This window comes from Pseudonocardia kujensis, from assembly GCF_021283305.1.
Lineage (GTDB): Bacteria > Actinomycetota > Actinomycetes > Mycobacteriales > Pseudonocardiaceae > Pseudonocardia > Pseudonocardia kujensis.
Genome location: NZ_JAJSOK010000016.1, coordinates 42,713 through 62,093, shown reverse-complemented (window position 1 = coordinate 62,093; position 19,381 = coordinate 42,713). Strand labels below are relative to the sequence as shown.

The 19,381-nt window shown below is 73.5% G+C and carries 16 protein-coding genes; 12 read left to right on the top strand and 4 right to left on the bottom strand.

Annotated features, from left to right (window positions below):
• Positions 1-124: 124 nt before the first annotated feature.
• The 5 genes from LWC35_RS13985 to LWC35_RS13965 all read left to right on the top strand — a co-directional run bounded on the left by LWC35_RS13985 (position 125) and on the right by LWC35_RS13965 (position 4,129).
• Positions 125-322, top strand: coding sequence for a hypothetical protein (locus LWC35_RS13985; protein WP_232870539.1), 198 nt, complete (start codon positions 125-127; stop codon positions 320-322).
• Positions 315-1,697, top strand: coding sequence for a hypothetical protein (locus LWC35_RS13980; RefSeq protein ID WP_232870538.1), 1,383 nt, complete (start codon positions 315-317; stop codon positions 1,695-1,697). The genes LWC35_RS13985 and LWC35_RS13980 overlap by 8 nt, the downstream gene beginning before the upstream one ends.
• Before the next feature lie 180 nt (positions 1,698-1,877).
• Positions 1,878-2,852 (top strand): ParA family protein, encoded by a 975-nt coding sequence (locus LWC35_RS13975; RefSeq protein ID WP_232870537.1) that lies wholly within the window; start codon positions 1,878-1,880, stop codon positions 2,850-2,852.
• The gene (locus tag LWC35_RS40260; protein ID WP_232870536.1) at positions 2,849-3,697 is read left to right on the top strand and encodes a PadR family transcriptional regulator; all 849 of its coding nucleotides are present in this window, start codon (positions 2,849-2,851) and stop codon (positions 3,695-3,697) included. The genes LWC35_RS13975 and LWC35_RS40260 overlap by 4 nt, the downstream gene beginning before the upstream one ends.
• Positions 3,698-3,907: 210 nt before the next feature.
• Positions 3,908-4,129 (top strand): zinc ribbon domain-containing protein, encoded by a 222-nt coding sequence (locus LWC35_RS13965; protein ID WP_232870535.1) that lies wholly within the window; start codon positions 3,908-3,910, stop codon positions 4,127-4,129.
• 105 nt (positions 4,130-4,234) lie between these two features.
• On the opposite strand, the gene LWC35_RS13960 is transcribed toward LWC35_RS13965, so the two are convergent.
• Positions 4,235-4,672 carry an SgcJ/EcaC family oxidoreductase gene (locus LWC35_RS13960; RefSeq protein ID WP_232870534.1) on the bottom strand — a complete coding sequence of 146 codons (438 nt, stop codon included), beginning with the start codon at positions 4,670-4,672 and terminating at the stop codon, positions 4,235-4,237.
• Positions 4,673-4,785: 113 nt separating this feature from the next.
• Complete coding sequence (gene glgP / locus LWC35_RS13955) at positions 4,786-7,317, bottom strand: alpha-glucan family phosphorylase (RefSeq protein WP_232870533.1); 2,532 nt, start codon at positions 7,315-7,317, stop codon at positions 4,786-4,788.
• Between the two features lie 359 nt (positions 7,318-7,676).
• Between glgP and LWC35_RS13950 the strand changes: the two genes are divergently transcribed.
• The 7 genes from LWC35_RS13950 (at position 7,677) to glgB (ending at position 16,976) form a co-directional block, all read left to right on the top strand.
• Positions 7,677-9,650, top strand: a complete 1,974-nt coding sequence (locus LWC35_RS13950) for an alpha-1,4-glucan--maltose-1-phosphate maltosyltransferase (RefSeq protein ID WP_232870532.1) — start codon at positions 7,677-7,679, stop codon at positions 9,648-9,650.
• Between the two features lie 126 nt (positions 9,651-9,776).
• Complete coding sequence (locus LWC35_RS13945) at positions 9,777-10,700, top strand: SPFH domain-containing protein (RefSeq protein ID WP_232870531.1); 924 nt, start codon at positions 9,777-9,779, stop codon at positions 10,698-10,700.
• A 4-nt stretch (positions 10,701-10,704) separates the two neighbouring features.
• Positions 10,705-10,932: a type II toxin-antitoxin system antitoxin gene (locus LWC35_RS13940; RefSeq protein ID WP_232870530.1), complete on the top strand. Its 228-nt coding sequence runs from the start codon at positions 10,705-10,707 to the stop codon at positions 10,930-10,932.
• A 37-nt stretch (positions 10,933-10,969) separates the two neighbouring features.
• Positions 10,970-11,269: a GPP34 family phosphoprotein gene (locus LWC35_RS13935; RefSeq protein ID WP_232870529.1), complete on the top strand. Its 300-nt coding sequence runs from the start codon at positions 10,970-10,972 to the stop codon at positions 11,267-11,269.
• Positions 11,270-11,350: 81 nt separating this feature from the next.
• Positions 11,351-13,090, top strand: a complete 1,740-nt coding sequence (gene treS / locus LWC35_RS13930; RefSeq protein WP_232870528.1) for a maltose alpha-D-glucosyltransferase — start codon at positions 11,351-11,353, stop codon at positions 13,088-13,090.
• Complete coding sequence (locus LWC35_RS13925; RefSeq protein ID WP_232870527.1) at positions 13,087-14,505, top strand: maltokinase N-terminal cap-like domain-containing protein; 1,419 nt, start codon at positions 13,087-13,089, stop codon at positions 14,503-14,505. Before treS ends, LWC35_RS13925 begins: the two co-directional genes overlap by 4 nt.
• Before the next feature lie 101 nt (positions 14,506-14,606).
• Complete coding sequence (gene glgB, locus LWC35_RS13920; RefSeq protein ID WP_232870526.1) at positions 14,607-16,976, top strand: 1,4-alpha-glucan branching protein GlgB; 2,370 nt, start codon at positions 14,607-14,609, stop codon at positions 16,974-16,976.
• Positions 16,977-17,068: 92 nt separating this feature from the next.
• On the opposite strand, the gene LWC35_RS13915 is transcribed toward glgB, so the two are convergent.
• Complete coding sequence (locus LWC35_RS13915; RefSeq protein ID WP_232870525.1) at positions 17,069-18,271, bottom strand: glycosyltransferase family 87 protein; 1,203 nt, start codon at positions 18,269-18,271, stop codon at positions 17,069-17,071.
• Between the two features lie 50 nt (positions 18,272-18,321).
• Positions 18,322-19,329, bottom strand: a complete 1,008-nt coding sequence (locus tag LWC35_RS13910) for a tetratricopeptide repeat protein (RefSeq protein ID WP_232870524.1) — start codon at positions 19,327-19,329, stop codon at positions 18,322-18,324.
• Between the last annotated feature and the right edge of the window lie 52 nt (positions 19,330-19,381).

Below are 19,381 nucleotides of genomic sequence, written 5' to 3'. Positions count from 1 at the left end.
GAACGGCCGAACTTCGGCGCGTCCGAGTTTGTCCCTCCGAGTCCGTCGGGCATCCGCGGCCACCCCGCCGGCCATGGCGGGGCCGCGGCGGCGGATCCGCCGCGCGAGCGCAGGAGGACGTGTGGTGGAAACGGGACGGCACCTCGGCCGCGGGCTCGCGGTCGGGGCACTGGTCGGCGTGACCGGCAGGCTCCTCTTCGCACGCCGGCGGCCCGGCCCGACCTGGCTGATGCCGGTCGCCGCGGCGGGCGCGGCCCTGCTGGGAATGGTGGCGGCGGCGCGGGCGCCCCGCACGAGCGACGAGGAGCGGCACGATGGGTGACGGGACGGGGTCCTCGGACCTGGCCGACATCAGCGGCTACATCATGCTGGGCAGCAAGAAGCTGACGCTGCGCATCCGGGTCGAGGAGACGGGCGAGGCCCAGATCGACGCCGACCTGGCGGGTGAGGGCGGGGACGCCGCCGAGGAGCAGGCCTGGGCGACCGGCCCCGGGTCCGACCAGGACGGTGGGCAGGACCGCGGCGCCGACGGGGAGGCCACCCCGGACGAGCCGGAGGACGAGGTCTCGCCGGACGAGCTCGGGGACGAGGCCGAGGAGCCCGAGGGCGCGGGACGGTCCGACGTGGACAGCGCGCCCGAGGAGACCGACGAGTCCGACCGGTCCGCCGAGGACCTCGGGGACTCCGACGAGGACACGGAGGGCGCCGACGGCGAGGTCGGCGAGGAGGCCGAGTACGACGACGCGGGCGCCGAGGACGAGGGCGACTTCGACGAGGGCGAGGACGCCGACGAGGCCGACGAGGCCGACGAGCTCGAGGACGATGCCGACGAGGGCGACGAGCTCGAGGACGCCGAGGACGCCGAGGACGCCGAGGCAGACGAACTCGCCGACGACGAGTCCGACGAACTCGAGGACGAGGACTCGGAGGAGTTCGACGAGGACGAGGACGAGTACGAGGACGCCGACGAGGGCGACGAACTCGAGGACGATGCCGACGAGGGCGACGAGCTCGAGGACGACGCCGCCACCGACGAAGGCGGGCCCGCCGAGGACGAGGAGGCCGAGTACGACGACGAGGACGCAGACGAGGCCGAGGGCGACGAGCTCGAGGACGACGCCGCCACCGACGAGGGCGAGCCTGCCGAGGACGACGAGGCCGAGTACGACGACGAGGACGCAGACGAGGCCGAGGGCGACGAGCTCGAGGACGACGCCGCCACCGACGAGCGCGAGCCCGCCGAGGACGACGAGGCCGAGTACGACGACGAGGCCGGCGGCGAGGACGAGTACGACGAGGACGAGGACGCCGACGCCGACGCGTACGACGACGCCGACCAGGGCATCGACGACGCCGAGGACGACGACTCCGAGGCGGACGAGGCGGACGAGGCGGACGAGGCGGACGAGGACGACTCGGCCCGCGCCGAGTCGACCGGATCCGAGGACGACGGCGACACCGCCGACGCCGAGGACACCGACGGGGACGGCGCTGTCGATCGGGGCAGCCCGTCCGAGGACGAGCTGCGCGACCTCCTCGTCCATCGCGCCCGCCCCGCGCGCTCCGAGCGGGAGCGGGTGGCGTCGGACCGGGGGGCTCGCGCCTCCCGGACCACCCGCGGGGGGTCGTCGGGGCGGCGCAGCGGGCAGCAGCGCACCGCCCGCCGGCGTGGCGGCGGCGCGGAGGGTGCGAGCTGAGTCCACCGCGACTGGGCCGCCCGGCCGAAGCACGCCTGGGCCGACCGCTCGTTCTCGCTGGTCGGAGTGGACGCCGTCCGCGCGAGCGGGTGTGTCGGCCCGCGCGCTCGGGTACGTGCGCAGCACGCTTCACCGCGAGCGGGCGACGCCGCCCGCCGTCGACGAATGCGGAGGTGGTCCGTGGCCAGGCGCACCAGCGACCGTGATCGCGACTTCGCGCTCAGCCGCGTGATCGCGATCGTCAACGACAAGGGCGGGGTGGGCAAGACCTCCCTCGCCGCGAACCTGGGCGGGCAGTTCGCCGGCGCCGGCTACCGCACCCTGCTCCTCGACCTCAACCGCCAGGCCAACCTCGCCGACGACCTGGGCTATCGCGGCTCGGACATCGACGACGAGGGCGCCGGGCTGCTCGGCGCGATCGTCGCCGGGACACCGCTGCGGCCGGCGGAGGACGTCCGACCGCAGCTCGACGTCGTGTGCGGCGGCGCCCGCCTGGAGGACCTCACCCCGGTCATGGTGTCCCGGCTGCAGCACCACGGGCGCGAGGCGTTCCGGGTGCTGGGCGACGTGCTCGCCCCCGCGGCCGCCGGCTACGAGGTGGTGTTCATCGACTGCCCGCCGGAGTCGACCATCCTCACCGACCTCGCGCTGGCGTCGGCGCGCTGGGTGCTGATGCCCACGAAGTCCGATCTGGGCGGGCTCCTCGGCATGACGCTGGTCGCCGAGCGGTTCGCCCTCGCCCGCGAGATCAACGCCCGGCTCGGGCTGCTCGGTGTGGTGCTGTTCGCGACGGGCAGCCGCGCCCGCGCCGTCCAGGACGAGGCCCTCGCGGCGATCGACGAGGCCTTCGGCGGCTCCTCGCCCCGGTTCGAGACCACCATCCGGCACGCGGAGCGCACCGCCCAGGACGCGCGGCGCCTCGGCAAGCTCGCCCACGAGCTGGAGGTCGAGGCGGCCGCCCAGCCCGCCTGGTGGGAGGAGCTCCGTACGGGCAGCCGCACCCGGCGGATCTCCGCGACGGCCGCGAGCGTCGCGGGCGACTACCGCGCGCTCGGCATCGAGGTGCTCACCGCGCTGCAGGCCGCCGAGGACGCGGAGAAGACCGGGAAGTCCCGGCGTCCCCGTGCCGGGGCACGGCGGAAGGCCCGCGCGTGAACCGGCCGACCCGTGACCTGTCCTCGACGTTCGGGACCGCGGCCGCCGGCCTGCGTCCCGCGCGACGCCGGCGCCGGGCCGCGCGGGGGGACGACCGCGGGGAGACGCGGGCCGGCGCCGGACCACGACGGGACGACAGCGCGAACGACACGACCGACCGGGCCGACGACACCACCGGCCGGCCCGCGGACACCACGACCCCCGACACCGGGACCGCGGCCACCGACGACACCCCCGACGGTCTCACCGACGACGACGGCACCACCGCCGGCACCGACGAACCGGCCGGCACCGAGACGCACGCCGACGCCGACCACACCGACGACACCGACGACACGAGGAGCGGAGCGATCCCCACCGACGACAGGACCGACCACCGCACCCACTCCGACGCGAGCCGGGCGAACGGGCGCTCCCCGGCCCCGGCCGGGAGTCCCGTGGAGCGCAACGGCCGCCCGGAGCCGCGCCGCACCCGCACGCCGGGCCGTTCGGGAGCCCCGGACCGGCGGACTCGCCCACCCCGCCCCCGCTACGGCGAGGTGCGCCTGCGCGACGCCCGGCAACTGGACTTCCTGATCCTCGCCGTCGTCGAGGGCCGGCCGGAGAACGGACGCGTGGTGCACGAGACGCTCCGGAAGCGCAGCGACGGCGTGTTCCAGCCCTCGTTGCAGGGCACGTACCACCGGCTGCACCGGCTGAAGAACGACCGGCTGATCACCCTGGGGCCCGACAGGCGGCACTACCGGCTCACCCCGCTGGGCGAGCGCATCCTGGCCGCCCGCCGCCGCGAGTGGGCGGCCTTCGCGCACGGCGTCGACCGCATCGTGGGGTCCGCCGGCTCCTGACGCGGCAACCCGACCTGACGGCGTCGCACCGATGCGTCGCTCCAGGCGTTCGCAAGGAAGACGTCCGGAGTTCGAACGTTCCGCTGCCGGCCGTGGATCATGGGCGAGCACGGCTGCGCACGGCTGCGCACGGCTGCGCACGGCTGCGCACGGCAAGGACACCGGCGAGACCGATGACCACCCCGCGCTCCCCGGCGTAATCTTCCGACCATGCCGCGTTACGAGTTCCGCTGCCGCGAGTGCACCACGACCTTCGAGGTCGACCGCCCCATGGCCGCGGCCTCGGACCCCGCCGACTGCCCGCACGGCCACAGCGACACCGTCAAGCTGCTCTCGACCGTCTCGCTCGGCGGCCGCGCCGGCGCCGCACCGGCCATGGCCCCGACGGGTGGCGGGGGCGGTTGTTGCGGCGGGGCCTGCGGCTGCGGCTGAACCCGGCACCGGTCCACCGCGGCCGAGCGTCGGGCCGGCGAACCCCGGCCGGCCCGAACCCGGCCGGCCCGAACCCGGCCGACCGACCCGGGTGATCAGCGCGGATCAACGCGGGATCAGGGTGTTCTGCCGCGCCACGATCCACCAGCGCCCCTGCTCCCGCACCAGCACGTAGAGCGCGGACATCGTGTGGTCGAGGTCGATCGGCGCGCCCTCGGCGTCGACGGCGCGGGCCAGCTTGCGCACGAGGGCGACGTCCGGGCGCACGAAGGTGACGTCGTCGATCTCGTAGCGCGCGTACTGGTCCTTCAGGAACCCGGTCACCGCCTGCGCGTGCACCTCGCGCAGCGCGGCGAGGCCGGCGGTCGCGCGCCCGTTCACGCCCACGGCCACGGCGTTCGCGGCGAAGTGCCGGGTCATCAGCTCGGCGTCGTTGGTGTTCAGCCCCGTCTCGACGTCGGCGATCACCTGCCGGAGCGCCGCCAGGTCGGCGGTGTGGTCGGCGTCGTCGGAGAGGGAAGGAGCGGTGTCCACGGAGGTCATGCGGACACCCTCGGACCTCGACCCGACTCGAGGTCAACCCTCCCCGCACGCACGAACGGCACCCTCGCTCACCAGGGATGAGCGCGAGTGCCGTTCGTGCGTGCGGAACTAGCCTAGGCCAGGACGACCTTGCCCAGCTCGGCGGGCGAGGCCAGCAGCCGGTGCTGCGGGAGGACCCGGACGGTGTAGCCCGCCAGCCCGGCGTGCGGCAGCGGGACCACGGCCTCGAAGCGGTCCGCGCCGTCCGTGGCGCCGACGTGCTTCATCGCGACGCGGACCGTGTCGTCGAGCTCGTCCGCCTCGTCCACCCGGCCGACGATCGCCTCGACGATCACGTCGTCGGGCGAGAGCCCGCCGAGGTCGACCGCGGCCCGCACGGTCATGGGCGCCCCGACGACCGGGGTGTCCGGCAGCCCGGAAGCGTCGACCCCGGTGACCTGCACCTTCGTCCACGCGCTGTTCAGCTTCTCGCGGTAGGACGCGATCTCCTTCGCCCCGGCGAAGTCCGCGCCCGTGACCGTGCGGGCGGCCTCGGCGGCCGGCGCGTACCAGTCCTCGACGTACTCCCGGACCATCCGTGTGGCCTGGACCTGGGGGCGCAGCGTCTCCCAGGTGTGCCGGACCAGCGCGGTCCACTTCGGCGGCACGCCCGCGTCGCGCTCGTAGAACGCGGGTGCGACCTGCGTGGCGAGCAGCTCGTAGAGCGCCTGGGCCTCGAGGTCGTCGCGCTTGTGCGGGTCGTCGATGCCGTCGGCGGTGGGGATCGCCCAGCCGTTGCCCCCGTCGTAGAGCTCGTCCCACCAGCCGTCGCGGATGGAGAGGTTGAGCCCGCCGTTGAGCGCCGACTTCATGCCGGAGGTGCCGCAGGCCTCGAGCGGGCGCAGCGGGTTGTTCAGCCACACGTCGCAGCCCCAGTACAGGTAGCGGGCCATCGACATGTCGTAGTCCGGCAGGAACACGATGCGGTGCCGCACCGCGGGGTCGTCGGCGAACCGGACGATCTGCTGGATGAGCGCCTTGCCGCCGTCGTCGGCCGGGTGGGACTTGCCGGCGACGATGAGCTGCACCGGGCGGTGCGGGTCGAGCAGCAGGTCGCGCAGCCGGGCGGGGTCGCGCAGCATCAGCGTGAGCCGCTTGTAGGTCGGCACGCGCCGGGCGAAGCCGACGGTGAGCACGTCCGGGTCGAAGACGTGGTCGGTCCAGCCGAGCTCCGGGGTGGACGCCCCCCGCTCCAGCCAGGCGGCCCGCACGCGGCGGCGGACCTCGTCGACCAGCCGGGCGCGCAGGGCGTTGCGCAGGCCCCACAGCTCGGCGTCGCCGACGTGGTCCAGGGCGGAGGCGGAGCTCGCGGAGCCGGTGCCGGGCTCGCCGATCAGGGCGGCCACGTCCGGGGACTCCCAGGTGTGCCCGTGCACGCCGTTGGTGACCGAGCCGATCGGCACCTCCTCGGCGTCGAACCCGCGCCAGAGGCCGCCGAACATCCCGCGCGAGACCTCGCCGTGCAGCCGCGAGACGCCGTTGGCGCGCTGCGCGAGCCGCAGCCCCATGTGCGCCATGTTGAACATGGCCGGATCGTCCTCGGAGCCCATTGCGAGCAGCCGGTCGGTCGGCAGGCCGGGCAGCAGCGCGTCGGTGAGGTAGCGGCGCACCAGGTCGACCGGGAAGCGGTCGATGCCCGCCGGGACCGGGGTGTGCGTGGTGAACACGGTGCCGGAGCGGACCGCCGCCAGCGCCTGGTCGAAGTCGAGGCCCTTCGCCGAGCGGAGCTCGCGGATGCGCTCGAGACCGAGGAAGCCGGCATGGCCCTCGTTGGTGTGGAAGACCTCGGGCTCCGGGTGCCCGGTCGCGGCACAGTACGCGCGCACCGCCCGCACGCCGCCGACGCCGATCAGGATCTCCTGCTTGATGCGGTGGTCCTGGTCCCCGCCGTAGAGCCGGTCGGTGACGGTCCGCAGGTCGACGTCGTTGGCCTCGATGTCGGCGTCGAGCAGCAGCAGCGGCACCCGGCCGACGGCGGCCTGCCACACCCGCGCGGCGAGCGTGCGGCCCTCGGGCATGGCGACCTCGACGACGACCGGGGTCCCGGCGGTGTCCGTGAGCAGCTGCAGCGGCAGGCCCTGGGGGTCGAGGACGGGGTAGTGCTCGAGCTGCCAGCCGTCGAGGGAGAGCGACTGGCGGAAGTACCCGGACTGGTAGAGCAGCCCGACGCCGATCAGCGGCACCCCGAGGTCCGACGCGGCCTTGAGGTGGTCGCCGGCCAGCACGCCCAGGCCGCCGGAGTAGTTCGGCAGCACCTCGGAGACGCCGAACTCCATGGAGAAGTAGGCGATTCCGGCCGGCAAGCCCTCCTCGCCCTGGTACCAGCGGTCCTCGGTGAGGTAGCGCTCCAGGTCGGCGGCCAGGCCGGCGACGGTCGACACCAGCTCGGCGTCGTCGGCCAGCTCGGTCAGCCGCGCGGTCGGTATCTCGCCGAGCAGGCGCACGGGGTCCTCCCCCGACCGCTCCCACGCGTCGGGGTCGAGCGAGGCGAACAGCTCGCGGGTGGCCGGGTGCCAGCTCCACCGCAGGTTGGTCGCCAGGGTCTGCAGCGGGGCCAGCCGTTCCGGCAGCTGTGCTCGGACGGTGAAGCGGCGGAGGGCTCTCACGGGGGCGGAGACTAGTACGGGATCGGTACGGTGACCGATCCAGCAGCCACCCGCCCGGTACGGCCGCCCGTCGGCGGGGCCGCCCGCCGACCACGATCGGGTGGAGTCGGGCCGCCGCGCGGACGAGTGGCCCCGCAGGCCGCCGGCCCCGCTCGCGGTCACGCTGCGCAGCCGGATCGACCGCTCGCCGCGGACGGGTCGCCGGGCGGTCCCGACCGCTCGGTGAAGAGCGTGTGAACCCCTGCCGCCACGCCCGATCCCGTTACGCGCAGCGGTGGACGGGGTAGGTACGGTTGTGACGCACACGATGGCGGGGCTTCCGTGTGCGCAATCCGACGACGAACGCGGGGGTGCTGTCGATGACCGGTCGGCTCGGGATCGATGACGTCAGTCCCGCGGTGGGCGACGGCCGTCATCCCAGCAAGGCCGTGGTCGGCGAGGTGATCCCCGTCCGCGCCACGGTGTGGCGCGAGGGGCACGACGCCGTCGCCGCCAACGTGGTGTGGAAGCGGCTCGGCTCCACCGCGCAGGCCGAGCACGTGCGGATGCTGCCCGACGGGGTGGGCACGGACCGGTTCGTCGCCACCGTGGTGCCGGACGAGCCGGGCCTGTGGACCTTCCGCGTGGACGCCTGGAGCGACCCGTGGGCCACCTGGCGGCACGCCGTCGAGGCCAAGCTGAAGGCCAACCAGACCGCCGACGAGCTGGCCAACGACCTGGAGTCCGGCGCCCGGCTGCTGCAGCGCGTGGGCCGGCGGCCCAGCGAGCGCGCCAACCGGGACCTGCTCTTCGGCGCCGCCAACGCGCTGCGCGACACGGCGCTGCCGCTGCACGCCCGCGTCGCCCCGGCGCTCTTCCCGGCGGTCCACGCGATCATGACCGAGCGCCCGGTGCGCGAGCTGATCACCCGCGGCCGCACCCAGCAGGTCTACGTCGACCGCGAGCGCGCGCTGTTCGGCTCCTGGTACGAGTTCTTCCCCCGCTCCACCGGCGGGCGGGACGAGACCGGACGCGCGGTGCACGGCTCGTTCGTCACCGCGGCGAAGGAGCTCGACCGGGTCGCCGGGATGGGCTTCGACGTGGTGTACCTGCCGCCGATCCATCCGGTCGGCACGGTGCACCGCAAGGGCCGCAACAACTCCGTGCACGCCGAGCCCGGCGACGTCGGCTCCCCGTGGGCCATCGGCTCCGCCGACGGCGGGCACGACGCGATCGACCCGGAGCTCGGCACGATCGACGACTTCGACTCCTTCGTCGCCCGCGCCAAGGACCTGGGCATGGAGGTCGCGCTCGACTTCGCGCTGCAGTGCGCGCCGGACCACCCGTGGGTCGAGGCCCACCCGGAGTGGTTCACCGTGCGCCCGGACGGGTCGATCGCCTACGCGGAGAACCCGCCGAAGAAGTACCAGGACATCTACCCGATCAACTTCGACAACGACCCCGCCGGGCTCTACGCCGAGGCGCTGCGGGTCGTCCTGCACTGGGTCGAGCACGGGGTCCGGATCTTCCGGGTGGACAACCCGCACACCAAGCCGCCGAACTTCTGGCACTGGCTGATCTGGCAGGTCAAGGCCCGCCATCCGGACGTGCTGTTCCTGGCCGAGGCGTTCACCCGCCCGGCCCGGCTGTTCGGGCTCGCGCGGCTGGGCTTCACCCAGAGCTACACCTACTTCACCTGGCGCACGGAGAAGGAGGAGCTGACCGAGTTCGCGCTCATGCACGCCGAGCGCGCGGACGAGTGCCGGCCCAACCTCTTCGTCAACACCCCGGACATCCTCCACGAGTCGCTGCAGACCGGCGGCCCGGCGATGTTCGCGATCCGTGCCGTGTTGGCCGCGACCATGTCCCCGACCTGGGGCGTGTACTCCGGTTTCGAGCTGTTCGAGGGCACCCCGGTCAAGCCGGGCAGCGAGGAGTACCTCGACTCGGAGAAGTACGAGCTGCGCCCGCGGGACTTCCAGGCCGCGCTCAACGAGGGCCGCTCGCTCGAGCCGTTCCTCGGCCGGCTGAACGAGATCCGGCGCGGCCACCCGGCACTGCAGCAGCTGCGCGAGATCCACTTCCACGAGGTGGACAACCCCGAGCTGCTCGTCTACTCGAAGCGGGACCCGGCGAGCGGCGACGCGGTGATCGTGGTCGTCACGCTCAACTCGCACGAGGTGCGCGAGGGCATGGTCCGCCTCGACATGCCGGAGCTCGGCCTGGGGTGGAACGACGAGTTCACCGTGACCGACGAGATCACCGGGGACATCTTCCGCTGGCAGGAGCGCAACTACGTGCGGCTGCAGCCGCTGGAGAACGTCGCGCACATCCTGCGCGTGCACCGGGGCTGACCCCGCTCCTTCCCGACGACGCCCGTCCCGCAGCCGCGCGGGGCGGGCGTCGTCGCGTCCGGGGGAAGTTCCGGCAAAACCTGATATCACTTTGCTATGGTAGGCATGTCACGAAAGGAGCCCGCCATGTCCGACTCCCCCGCCCTCGCCCCGCCGCCCGACGTTCCCGAGATGCCGCAGCCGCACGTCGAGGAACGCCTGCTCACCGGAGCCGGCGGCTTCGGGATGCTGGCCGTGGTGCTGGTGCTCGTCCTCGGCGGCGTCGCGCTGCTCGCCCTCAGCGGCACGCTCGGCCCCGTCGGCACCGGGCTGGGCGCGTTCGCCCTGGTGGTCGGCCTGATCCTCGCGGGCGGGCTCACCGCCGTGGCGCCCGGCGAGGCCCGCGTGGTGCAGCTGTTCGGCCGCTACCTCGGCACGATCCGCACCAGCGGCTTCCGCTGGCTCAACCCGTTCACCCAGCGGCGCAAGATCTCCACCCGGATCCGCAACCACGAGACCGAGCTGGCCAAGGTCAACGACGCGGACGGCAACCCCATCGAGATCGCCGCGGTCGTCGTCTGGCAGGTCCGCGACACCGCGAAGGCGAGCTTCGAGGTCGACGACTTCGTGGAGTTCGTCGCGATCCAGTCCGAGACGGCGGTCCGGCACATCGCGACCAGCTACCCGTACGACAACCAGGGCGCGCCCGGACTGTCCCTGCGCGACAACGCCGACGAGATCACCGGACGGCTGTCGGCGGAGATCGCGGCGCGGGTCGAGTCGGCCGGCGTCGCCGTGATCGAGTCCCGCATCACCCGACTCTCCTACGCCCCCGAGATCGCCCAGGCGATGCTGCGCCGCCAGCAGGCCGGCGCGGTCGTCGCGGCCCGGGAGAAGATCGTCGAGGGCGCGGTGGGCATGGTCAAGCAGGCCCTCGACCGGCTCAGCGAGCAGGAGGTCGTCGACCTCGACGAGGAGCGCAAGGCCAGCATGGTCAGCAACCTCCTGGTGGTGCTCTGCGGCGACCGCGACACCCAGCCCGTCGTCAACACGGGCTCGCTCTACTCGTAACCGGATGCCCTCCGAGCGCAAGAAGATCCTGTTGCGCCTCGACCCGGCCGTGCACGACGCGCTCGTCCGGTGGGCCGACGACGAACTGCGCAGCACCAACGCCCAGATCGAGTTCCTGCTCCGCCGGGCGCTGGCCGACGCCGGCCGGCTGCCCGGGGCGGCGGCGCCGATGCGCCGGCCCGGACGGCCCCGCCGCGAGGAGCGGGAGACCGGCGAGCAGCCCGAGGCCTGACCCACCCGGTCCCGGAGGAGACCCACTGCTCGCGCTCGTGCTCGCGGAGGTCGCGGCGAGCGGGCGGCCCCGCACCTGGCAGCACTGGGTGCGCCACCGCGCGCGGCACGCCGGAGGCCTCGTGCGCGACCGGCTGGCGGCGTCCCGCCGGATCCGGGTGCAGCAGCGCCGGCTGCTCGGGATCTTCCCCGTCGACGACGTCACGGTGCGGGACACCCGGGCCGGGCGCCGGCTCCTCGACTCCGCCCGGGCCGCCCTGCAGGGCGCCCGGCCCGAGGGGATCGCCGAGGCCGACGCGGCCGCGGCCGCCGGCGCGGCGGCCGCCGGCGGCGGGTGACGCGGCACTCCCGCGGGAACCGGTGGTCCCGACCCGTTCCAGCCTGAGAAACCGGGCCGGCCCGGATAGAGTCCGCAACCGATGAGTGAGACGGTCGAGACGGACAGCGGCGAGCTCGTCGTCAACGAGCCGGAAGCCGAGGACTACGGGCACGCGCGCGCCCTCGAGGTCGACACCCAGTGGTTCAAGACGGCGGTCTTCTACGAGGTGCTCGTCCGCGCGTTCAACGACTCGAACCGGGACGGCTTCGGCGACCTGCGCGGGCTCACCGAGAAGCTGGACTACCTGCAGTGGCTGGGGGTGGACTGCCTCTGGCTGCCGCCCTTCTACGACTCCCCGTTGCGCGACGGCGGGTACGACATCCGCGACTTCCGCGCGGTGCTGCCGGAGTTCGGCACCGTCGAGGACTTCGTGGTGCTCATCGACGAGGCCCACAAGCGCGGGATCCGCGTGATCACGGACCTGGTCATGAACCACACGTCGGACCAGCACCCCTGGTTCGAGGCGTCCCGCCGCGACCCCGAGGGCCCGTACGGGGACTTCTTCGTGTGGTCGGACCACGACACGCGCTACCCCGAGGCCCGGATCATCTTCGTCGACACCGAGTCCTCGAACTGGACCTACGACCCGGTCCGCGGCCAGTTCTACTGGCACCGCTTCTTCTCCCACCAGCCGGACCTCAACTACGACAACCCGGCCGTGCAGGAGGCGATGATCGACGTCCTGCGCTTCTGGCTGGACCTCGGGATCGACGGGTTCCGGCTCGACGCCGTGCCCTACCTGTACGAGCGGGACGGCACGAACTGCGAGAACCTCACCGAGACGCACGCCTTCCTCAAACGCTGCCGCAAGGTGCTGGACGACGAGTACCCGGGCCGGGTCATGCTCGCCGAGGCCAACCAGTGGCCGTCGGACGTCGTGGAGTACTTCGGCGACCCCGAGGTCGGCGGCGACGAGTGCCACATGGCCTTCCACTTCCCGCTGATGCCGCGCATCTTCATGGCGGTGCGCCGGGAGAACCGCTTCCCGATCTCGGAGATCCTGGCCCAGACGCCGCCGATCCCCTCCGGCGCGCAGTGGGGCATCTTCCTGCGCAACCACGACGAGCTCACGCTCGAGATGGTCAGCGACGAAGAGCGCGACTACATGTACGCCGAGTACGCCAAGGACCCGCGGATGAAGGCGAACATCGGCATCCGCCGCCGGCTCGCCCCGCTGCTGGAGAACGACCGCAACCAGCTCGAGCTGTTCACCGCGCTGCTGCTGTCGCTGCCGGGCTCGCCGGTCCTGTACTACGGCGACGAGATCGGCATGGGCGACAACATCTGGCTCGGCGACCGCGACGCCGTCCGCAGCCCCATGCAGTGGACGCCGGACCGCAACGCCGGCTTCTCCATGGCCGACCCCGGCCGGCTCTACCTGCCGGTGATCATGGACCCGGTGTACGGCTACCAGGCGGTGAACGTCGAGGCGCAGTCGAACTCGTCGACCTCGCTGCTGCACTGGACCCGGCACATGATCGAGGTCCGCAAGCGCCACCACGCCTTCGGCCTCGGCGACTTCCACGAGCTCGGCGGGTCCAACCCGTCGGTGCTGGCCTACACCCGCACGCACGGCGACGACACGGTCCTGTGCGTGAACAACATGAGCCGGTTCCCGCAGCCGGTCGAGCTCGACCTCTCGGCCTGGGAGGGGCACATCCCGTGCGAGCTCACCGGCGGGGTGCCGTTCCCGCGGATCGGCCAGCTGCCGTTCCTGCTCACCCTGCCGGGGCACGGCTTCTACTGGTTCGCGATCAAGCCCGCGGAGGACACTGCATGACGGCGCTCGCCGAGGAGCTCCCGGCCCACCTGCCCGACTTCCTGGCCCGCCAGCGCTGGTTCCCGGCGAAGGGCAGGCCCGTCGAGTCCGTCGCGGTCGCCGGTTCCACCACGCTGCTCGGCGAGGGCGAGCTGCTCCTCGACCTGTGCCTGCTGCGGGTCACCTTCGCCGACGGCGGCGCTCCGGAGCACTACCAGCTGCTCGTCGGGCGGCGGTACCAGCCCGCACCGGACCTCGAGTACGCCACGATCGGCGCGGTCGGCGACCTGATCGCCTACGACGCGATGTGGGACCACGAGGCCACGGCCTTCCTGCTCGACTCGATCCGGGAGGGCCGCACGTACGGCGAGGTCCGGTTCGTGCCCGAGCCCGGCGTCGAGATCCCGGCCGGCGTGTCCGGCCGGATCCTCGGGGTGGAGCAGTCCAACACCTCGGTCGCCTACGGGGACAAGAGCATCTTCAAGCTGTTCCGCCGGGTGGCGCCCGGGGTGAACCCGGACCTCGAGCTGCACCGCGCGCTGCGTGCGGAGGGCAGTGAGCAGGTCGCGTCGCTGCAGGGCGCGGTGGAGGGCACGCTCGACGGGCAGCCGGCCACGCTCGGGATGCTGCAGGACTTCCTGTCGAACTCGGCCGAGGGCTGGGCCATGGCGCTGACCAGCGTGCGGGACCTGTTCGCCGAGGGCGACCTGTACGCGAACGAGGTGGGCGGCGACTTCGCCGGCGAGGCCCGGCGGCTCGGCGAGACGGTCGCGGTGGTGCACAAGGAGCTGGCCGCGGCACTGGGGACCGGCACCCGCGACGCGGACGAGCTGCGCGCCGCGCTCATCGCCCGGCTGACCGAGGCCGCGTCGCAGGTGCCGGCGCTGGGCGAGCACGTCGACGGCATCCGCGCGGTGTACGACGCGCTGACCGGGGAGGTCCCCACCCAGCGTGTGCACGGCGACCTGCACCTCGGCCAGACGCTGCGCACCCCGCGCGGCTGGCTGCTGATCGACTTCGAGGGCGAGCCCGCGGCCCCGCTCGCCGAGCGGACCCGGATGGACTCGCCGCTGCGCGACGTCGCCGGCATGCTGCGGTCCTTCGACTACGCCGTCTACCACCAGGTCCTGTCGACGGACGCGGACGAGCACGAGGAGCAGCAGCTCTTCCGCCGCGCCGACGAGTGGGCGGTGCGCAACCGCTCGGCGTTCTGCGACGGCTACGCGTTCGCCGCCGGCCGGGACCCGCGCGCGGAGGCCGCGGTGCTGCGCGCCTACGAGCTGGACAAGGCGGTCTACGAGGTCGTCTACGAGACCCGTTCCCGCCCCACGTGGGCCAGCATCCCGCTCACCTCGATCGCCCGGCTGGTCGAGGAGGCGCAGGAGAAGGGCGCGGACACCACCGACCCGGAGTCCGATCCGCAGGTCTCGCTCTAGTCGCGGCGAGAAAGGCCGTCGGACGAGGTTTGACGAAGGGCCGCAACCCGTTCGGCGGACCACAGTGGGCGCGTTCCGGGCGTCCGCAATAGGGTTCCCGGGTGGCACACGAGGACACCCGCACGATCGACCCCTGCCCCCCGGACCAGGCGACGACCGACAGGCTCCTGGGCGGTGCCCACCACAACCCGCACGGGGTGCTGGGCGCGCACCCGACGGCCGACGGCCGCACCGTCGTCCGCGTGCTGCGCCCGCACGCCGACGAGGTCTGGGTGCTGCGCAACGGTGATGCGGACGACGCACACCCGCTCGTCAAGGTGCACGACGCCGGCCTGTTCTCCGGCGTCGTCGACGGTCCGGGCGGCGACTACCGCATCCGCGTCCGCTACGGCGACCGCGTCGACGTCACGGACGACCCCTACCGCTGGCTGCCGACCCTCGGCGAGGTCGACCTCCACCTGATCGGCGAGGGCCGCCACGAGCGCCTCTGGGACGTGCTCGGCGCGCACGTGCGCACCTACGACACCGCGAACGGCCAGGTCACCGGTACCAGCTTCGCGGTCTGGGCACCCAACGCCCAGGGCGTGCGCGTGACCGGCGACTTCGACGGCTGGGCCGGCTGGGCGCACCCGATGCGCTCGCTCGGCAGCGCGGGCGTCTGGGAGATCTTCGTGCCCGACGTGGGCGTCGGGACGCGGTACAAGTACCGGATCCTGGGCCGCGACGGCGTGTGGCGCGACAAGGCCGACCCGCTCGCCTTCGCCACCGAGGTCCCGCCCGCCACCGCGTCCGTGGTCACCACCCGGGCCCACGAGTGGGGTGACGAGGAGTGGATGGCCGCGCGCGCCGTCCGCCAGCCGCACGCCGAGCCGATGAGCGTCTACGAGCTGCACCTCGGCTCGTGGCGGCAGGGCAACACCTACCGCGAGATCGCCGACCAGCTCGTCGAGTACCTGGACGAGACGGGCTTCACGCACGTCGAGCTGCTCCCGGTGGCCGAGCACCCGTTCGGTGGCTCCTGGGGCTACCAGGTCTCCGGCTACTACGCGCCGACCTCCCGCTTCGGCAGCCCGGACGACTTCCGGTACTTCGTCGACACGCTGCACCAGCACGGCTACGGCGTGATCGTCGACTGGGTGCCCGCGCACTTCCCGCGCGACGAGTGGGCGCTGGCCCGCTTCGACGGGTCCCCGCTCTACGAGCACGCCGACCCGCGCCGCGGCGAGCAGCCGGACTGGGGCACGCTCGTGTTCGACTTCGGCCGCCGGGAGGTGCGCAACTTCCTGGTGGCCAACGCGCTCTACTGGCTCGACGAGTTCCACATCGACGGCCTGCGGGTCGACGCCGTGGCCTCGATGCTCTACCTCGACTACTCCCGCCCGGACGGGCAGTGGCTGCCCAACCAGTACGGCGGACGGGAGAACCTCGAGGCCGTCTCCTTCCTGCAGGAGATGAACGCGACGGTCTACCGGGAGCACCCCGGCGTCGTCACGATCGCCGAGGAGTCCACCGCGTGGCCGGGCGTCACCCGGCCCACCTACATGGGCGGGCTGGGCTTCGGGTTCAAGTGGAACATGGGCTGGATGCACGACACGCTCGACTACATCGGGCGCGATCCCGTGCACCGCAGCTACCACCACAACCAGATGACCTTCTCGTTGATGTACGCCTTCAGCGAGAACTACGTGCTGCCGATCAGCCACGACGAGGTCGTGCACGGCAAGGGCTCGCTGTGGACCCGAATGCCGGGCGACGACTGGAACAAGGCGGCCAACGTCCGCGCGCTGCTCGCCTTCATGTGGGCGCACCCCGGCAAGCAGCTGCTGTTCATGGGCCAGGAGTTCGGCCAGGTCCGCGAGTGGTCCGAGGAGCGCTCGCTCGACTGGGACCTGCTCGCCGACCGGCTGCACGGCGGCATCAAGACCCTCGTCGGCGACCTCAACCGCACCTACCGCGAGCACCCGGCGCTGTGGACCGCGGACCACTCGCCCGAGGGCTTCTCGTGGATCGACGCCAACGACGCCGCCGGCAACGTGCTGAGCTTCCTGCGGCAGGGCACCGACCACGACGGTCGCCCGGCCGTGCTGGCCTGCATCGCCAACTTCTCCGGGCAGCCGAAGGAGAACTACCGCGTGGGCCTGCCGTTCGCCGGCCGCTGGCGCGAGCTCGTCAACACCGACGCGGAGAACTACGGAGGCTCCGGGGTGGGCAACCTCGGCACGGTCGAGGCGGAGCGGAGCGCGTGGCACGGGCGTCCGGCGTCGGCCGTGCTGCGACTGCCCCCGGCGGGCGTGCTGTGGCTGGTCCCGGAGGAGACCGGCGGCCCGGTGCACCCGAAGCGGCCCGTGCAGTCCGCCGCGACCGAGCCGGCCGTCGAGGCGCCGCCCGCCGGTGCCGCGCACACCCCGGACCTGGTACGGGGCGTGCAGCAGGAGGTCGGCCCGGCCGACGAGGACGTCCGGGACGCCTGACCCGGTCGCATCATGGTTCCCTACTGCGGCTCACCCGGCTGCTTTCCCGCGGTAGGGAACCATGATGCGATCAGGAGCCGGGTTTCCTCGCGTCATCGCTCCGTACTGCGGTCGGCGGCGCGGAGCAGCGTGATCCAGTAGGCCAGCAGGACGGCGCAGTAGAGGCTGCGGCCCACGGGCGTCCACGGGTCGTCCGGCGTCCAGAGGTCGCCCCACGAGACCGGGATCAGGGGCAACGTCAGCAGCGCGGCCGCCCAGGCACGGCGCACGCCGCCCGCGGCCGACGCCGCCACCACGACGAGCACGCCCGGCCACAGCAACAGCAGGTAGTTGTGCCAGGAGATCGGCGACATCAGCAGGCTCGCGGCGAGCACGGCCCACGGCGCGGTCCCGGCGGGGTCCACCGCGCCCGCCCGGGTGCGGCGCGCCAGCCACCCCAACGTGCCGATCAGCACGACCGCGCCGAGCACCGTCCCGACGGCCGACGGCAGGCCGAGCCGCAGCGCCTCGCCGGGCAGCGCGGCGTTGTCCAGGACGTCGGGCACGGGCTCGCCGAACCCGATCCGCAGCCACTCCAGGGCGCTCGCGGGGCCGGCCGCCAGCGCCCCCACCCCGGTGGCGACGACGGCGCCGCCGATCCCCGCCCAGAAGGGCCGCCAACGCTGCTGCACGGCCGGGAGCAGCAGGACCGGTGCGAGCGAGGGCTTGAGCGCGACCGTGACGCCGTAGAGCGCGGCGGCGAGCAGCGGGTGCCCGCGGCGCTCGGCGATCCAGCCGGCGACCAGCCCGACCAGCAGCAGCCCGTAGATCTGGCCCAGGTAGAGCGTGCCGTGCAGCGGCGACGACGCGAGCATCGCCAGCGTCGCGGCTGCCGTCCACCACCACGACAGCCGCAGCTCGCGACACACCACCAGCACCGCGCCGGCGATCAGCACGAGGGTGAGCGCGGCGAACACCCGGTACGCCAGCACCACGTCGAGGCCCGCGAGCGGGGCCAGCAACAGGCTGAGCAGGGGCGGGTTGAGGTTGCGCAGCTTCGCCGGCGTCGCGTAGATGTCGCCGCCCTGGGTCAGGGCGACGGCGGAGTGCCAGAAGGTGTCGAAGTCGGCGTGCAGCTCGCGCATGTCCGTCGACGACAGGCCGAGGACGAGCCAGTTGTGGTGCGTGGCGTGCAGGACGGCGGTCAGCGCGAGCGCCGCCACCGCCAGCACGACCGCGCCGACGCGGGCCGCCGGCCACCGCCGGGCCGGGGGCCGCGGCGGATCGGCGACGGGCTGCGGGCTGGTCGTCGACACGGCTGCCGACCGTAGTCGGCCGGGCCCGCGCCGGGCCGCCCGCCCCGCGCTCAGAAGAGCGCGCGGGCCAGGGCGCGACGGGCGGTGCTCACCCGTGGGTCGTCCGCGGGGAACAGCTCGAACAGCCCGACGAGGTGGCTGCGCACCTTCTCCCGGTCGTCGCCGAAGGTCCGGCCGACCGTGGCCACCAGGCGTTGGAAGGCCGACTCGGCCCGGTCCTGGGCGACCTCGGCGTCGGCCGCGGCGAGCTGGGCGTCGAGGTCGTCGGGGGCGGCGTCGGCCCGGTCGATGGCCGACGGGTCGGCCGCCTCGGCGCGGGCCAGGAAGCGGACCTGGGAGAGGGCGGCCTGCGCCATCTCGTTGGCCGGCTCCTGGTCGAGGATCCGCTGGTAGGCGGCCTCGGCCTCGGCGTAGTCCCCACGCTCGAGGGCGTCCTCGGCCTCGGTGAAGCGCGGGTCCTCCGGCTCCTCCTCCGGGACCGCGTCCCCGCCCGCGGCCGCCCGGCGCTCGCCCTCGGCGATCGCCGGCATGCGGTCGCGCAGGGCGTCGAGGATGCGGGCGATCCAGTCCTTGACCTGCGGCTCGGGCAGGGCGCCCTGGAACGCGTCGACCGGCTGGCCGGCGACGACCGCGACCACCATCGGGATCGACTGCACACCGAAGGCCTGCGCGATCCGCTGGTTGGCGTCGACGTCGACCTTCGCGAGGATCCAGGCGCCGCCGCTCGCGTTCGCCAGGCGCTCCAGGACCGGCGAGAGCTGCTTGCACGGCTCGCACCACGTGGCCCAGAGGTCGACGATCACCGGCACCTGCAGCGACGCCTCCAGCACGTCCTGCTGGAAGGTCTGCTCGGTGACGTCGATGACGTACCGGCCGCCGCCCGGCGCACCCGCCGGGGCCCCGCCCGGGGCGCCGCCCTGCGCGGCCGCCGCCTGCTGGCGGGCCGCGGCCTCGGAGCGGGCCTTCAGTGCGGAGAGGTCGACGGCGCCCGCCAACGCGGACGACAGGGCCGCCGTCTGAGCTGCCTGACGAGGATCGGGTCGCGACACGCCATCCATCCTGGCACGATCCTCACCCGCCCCGCCCGGCGCCCGCCCCACCGGCGCGCCG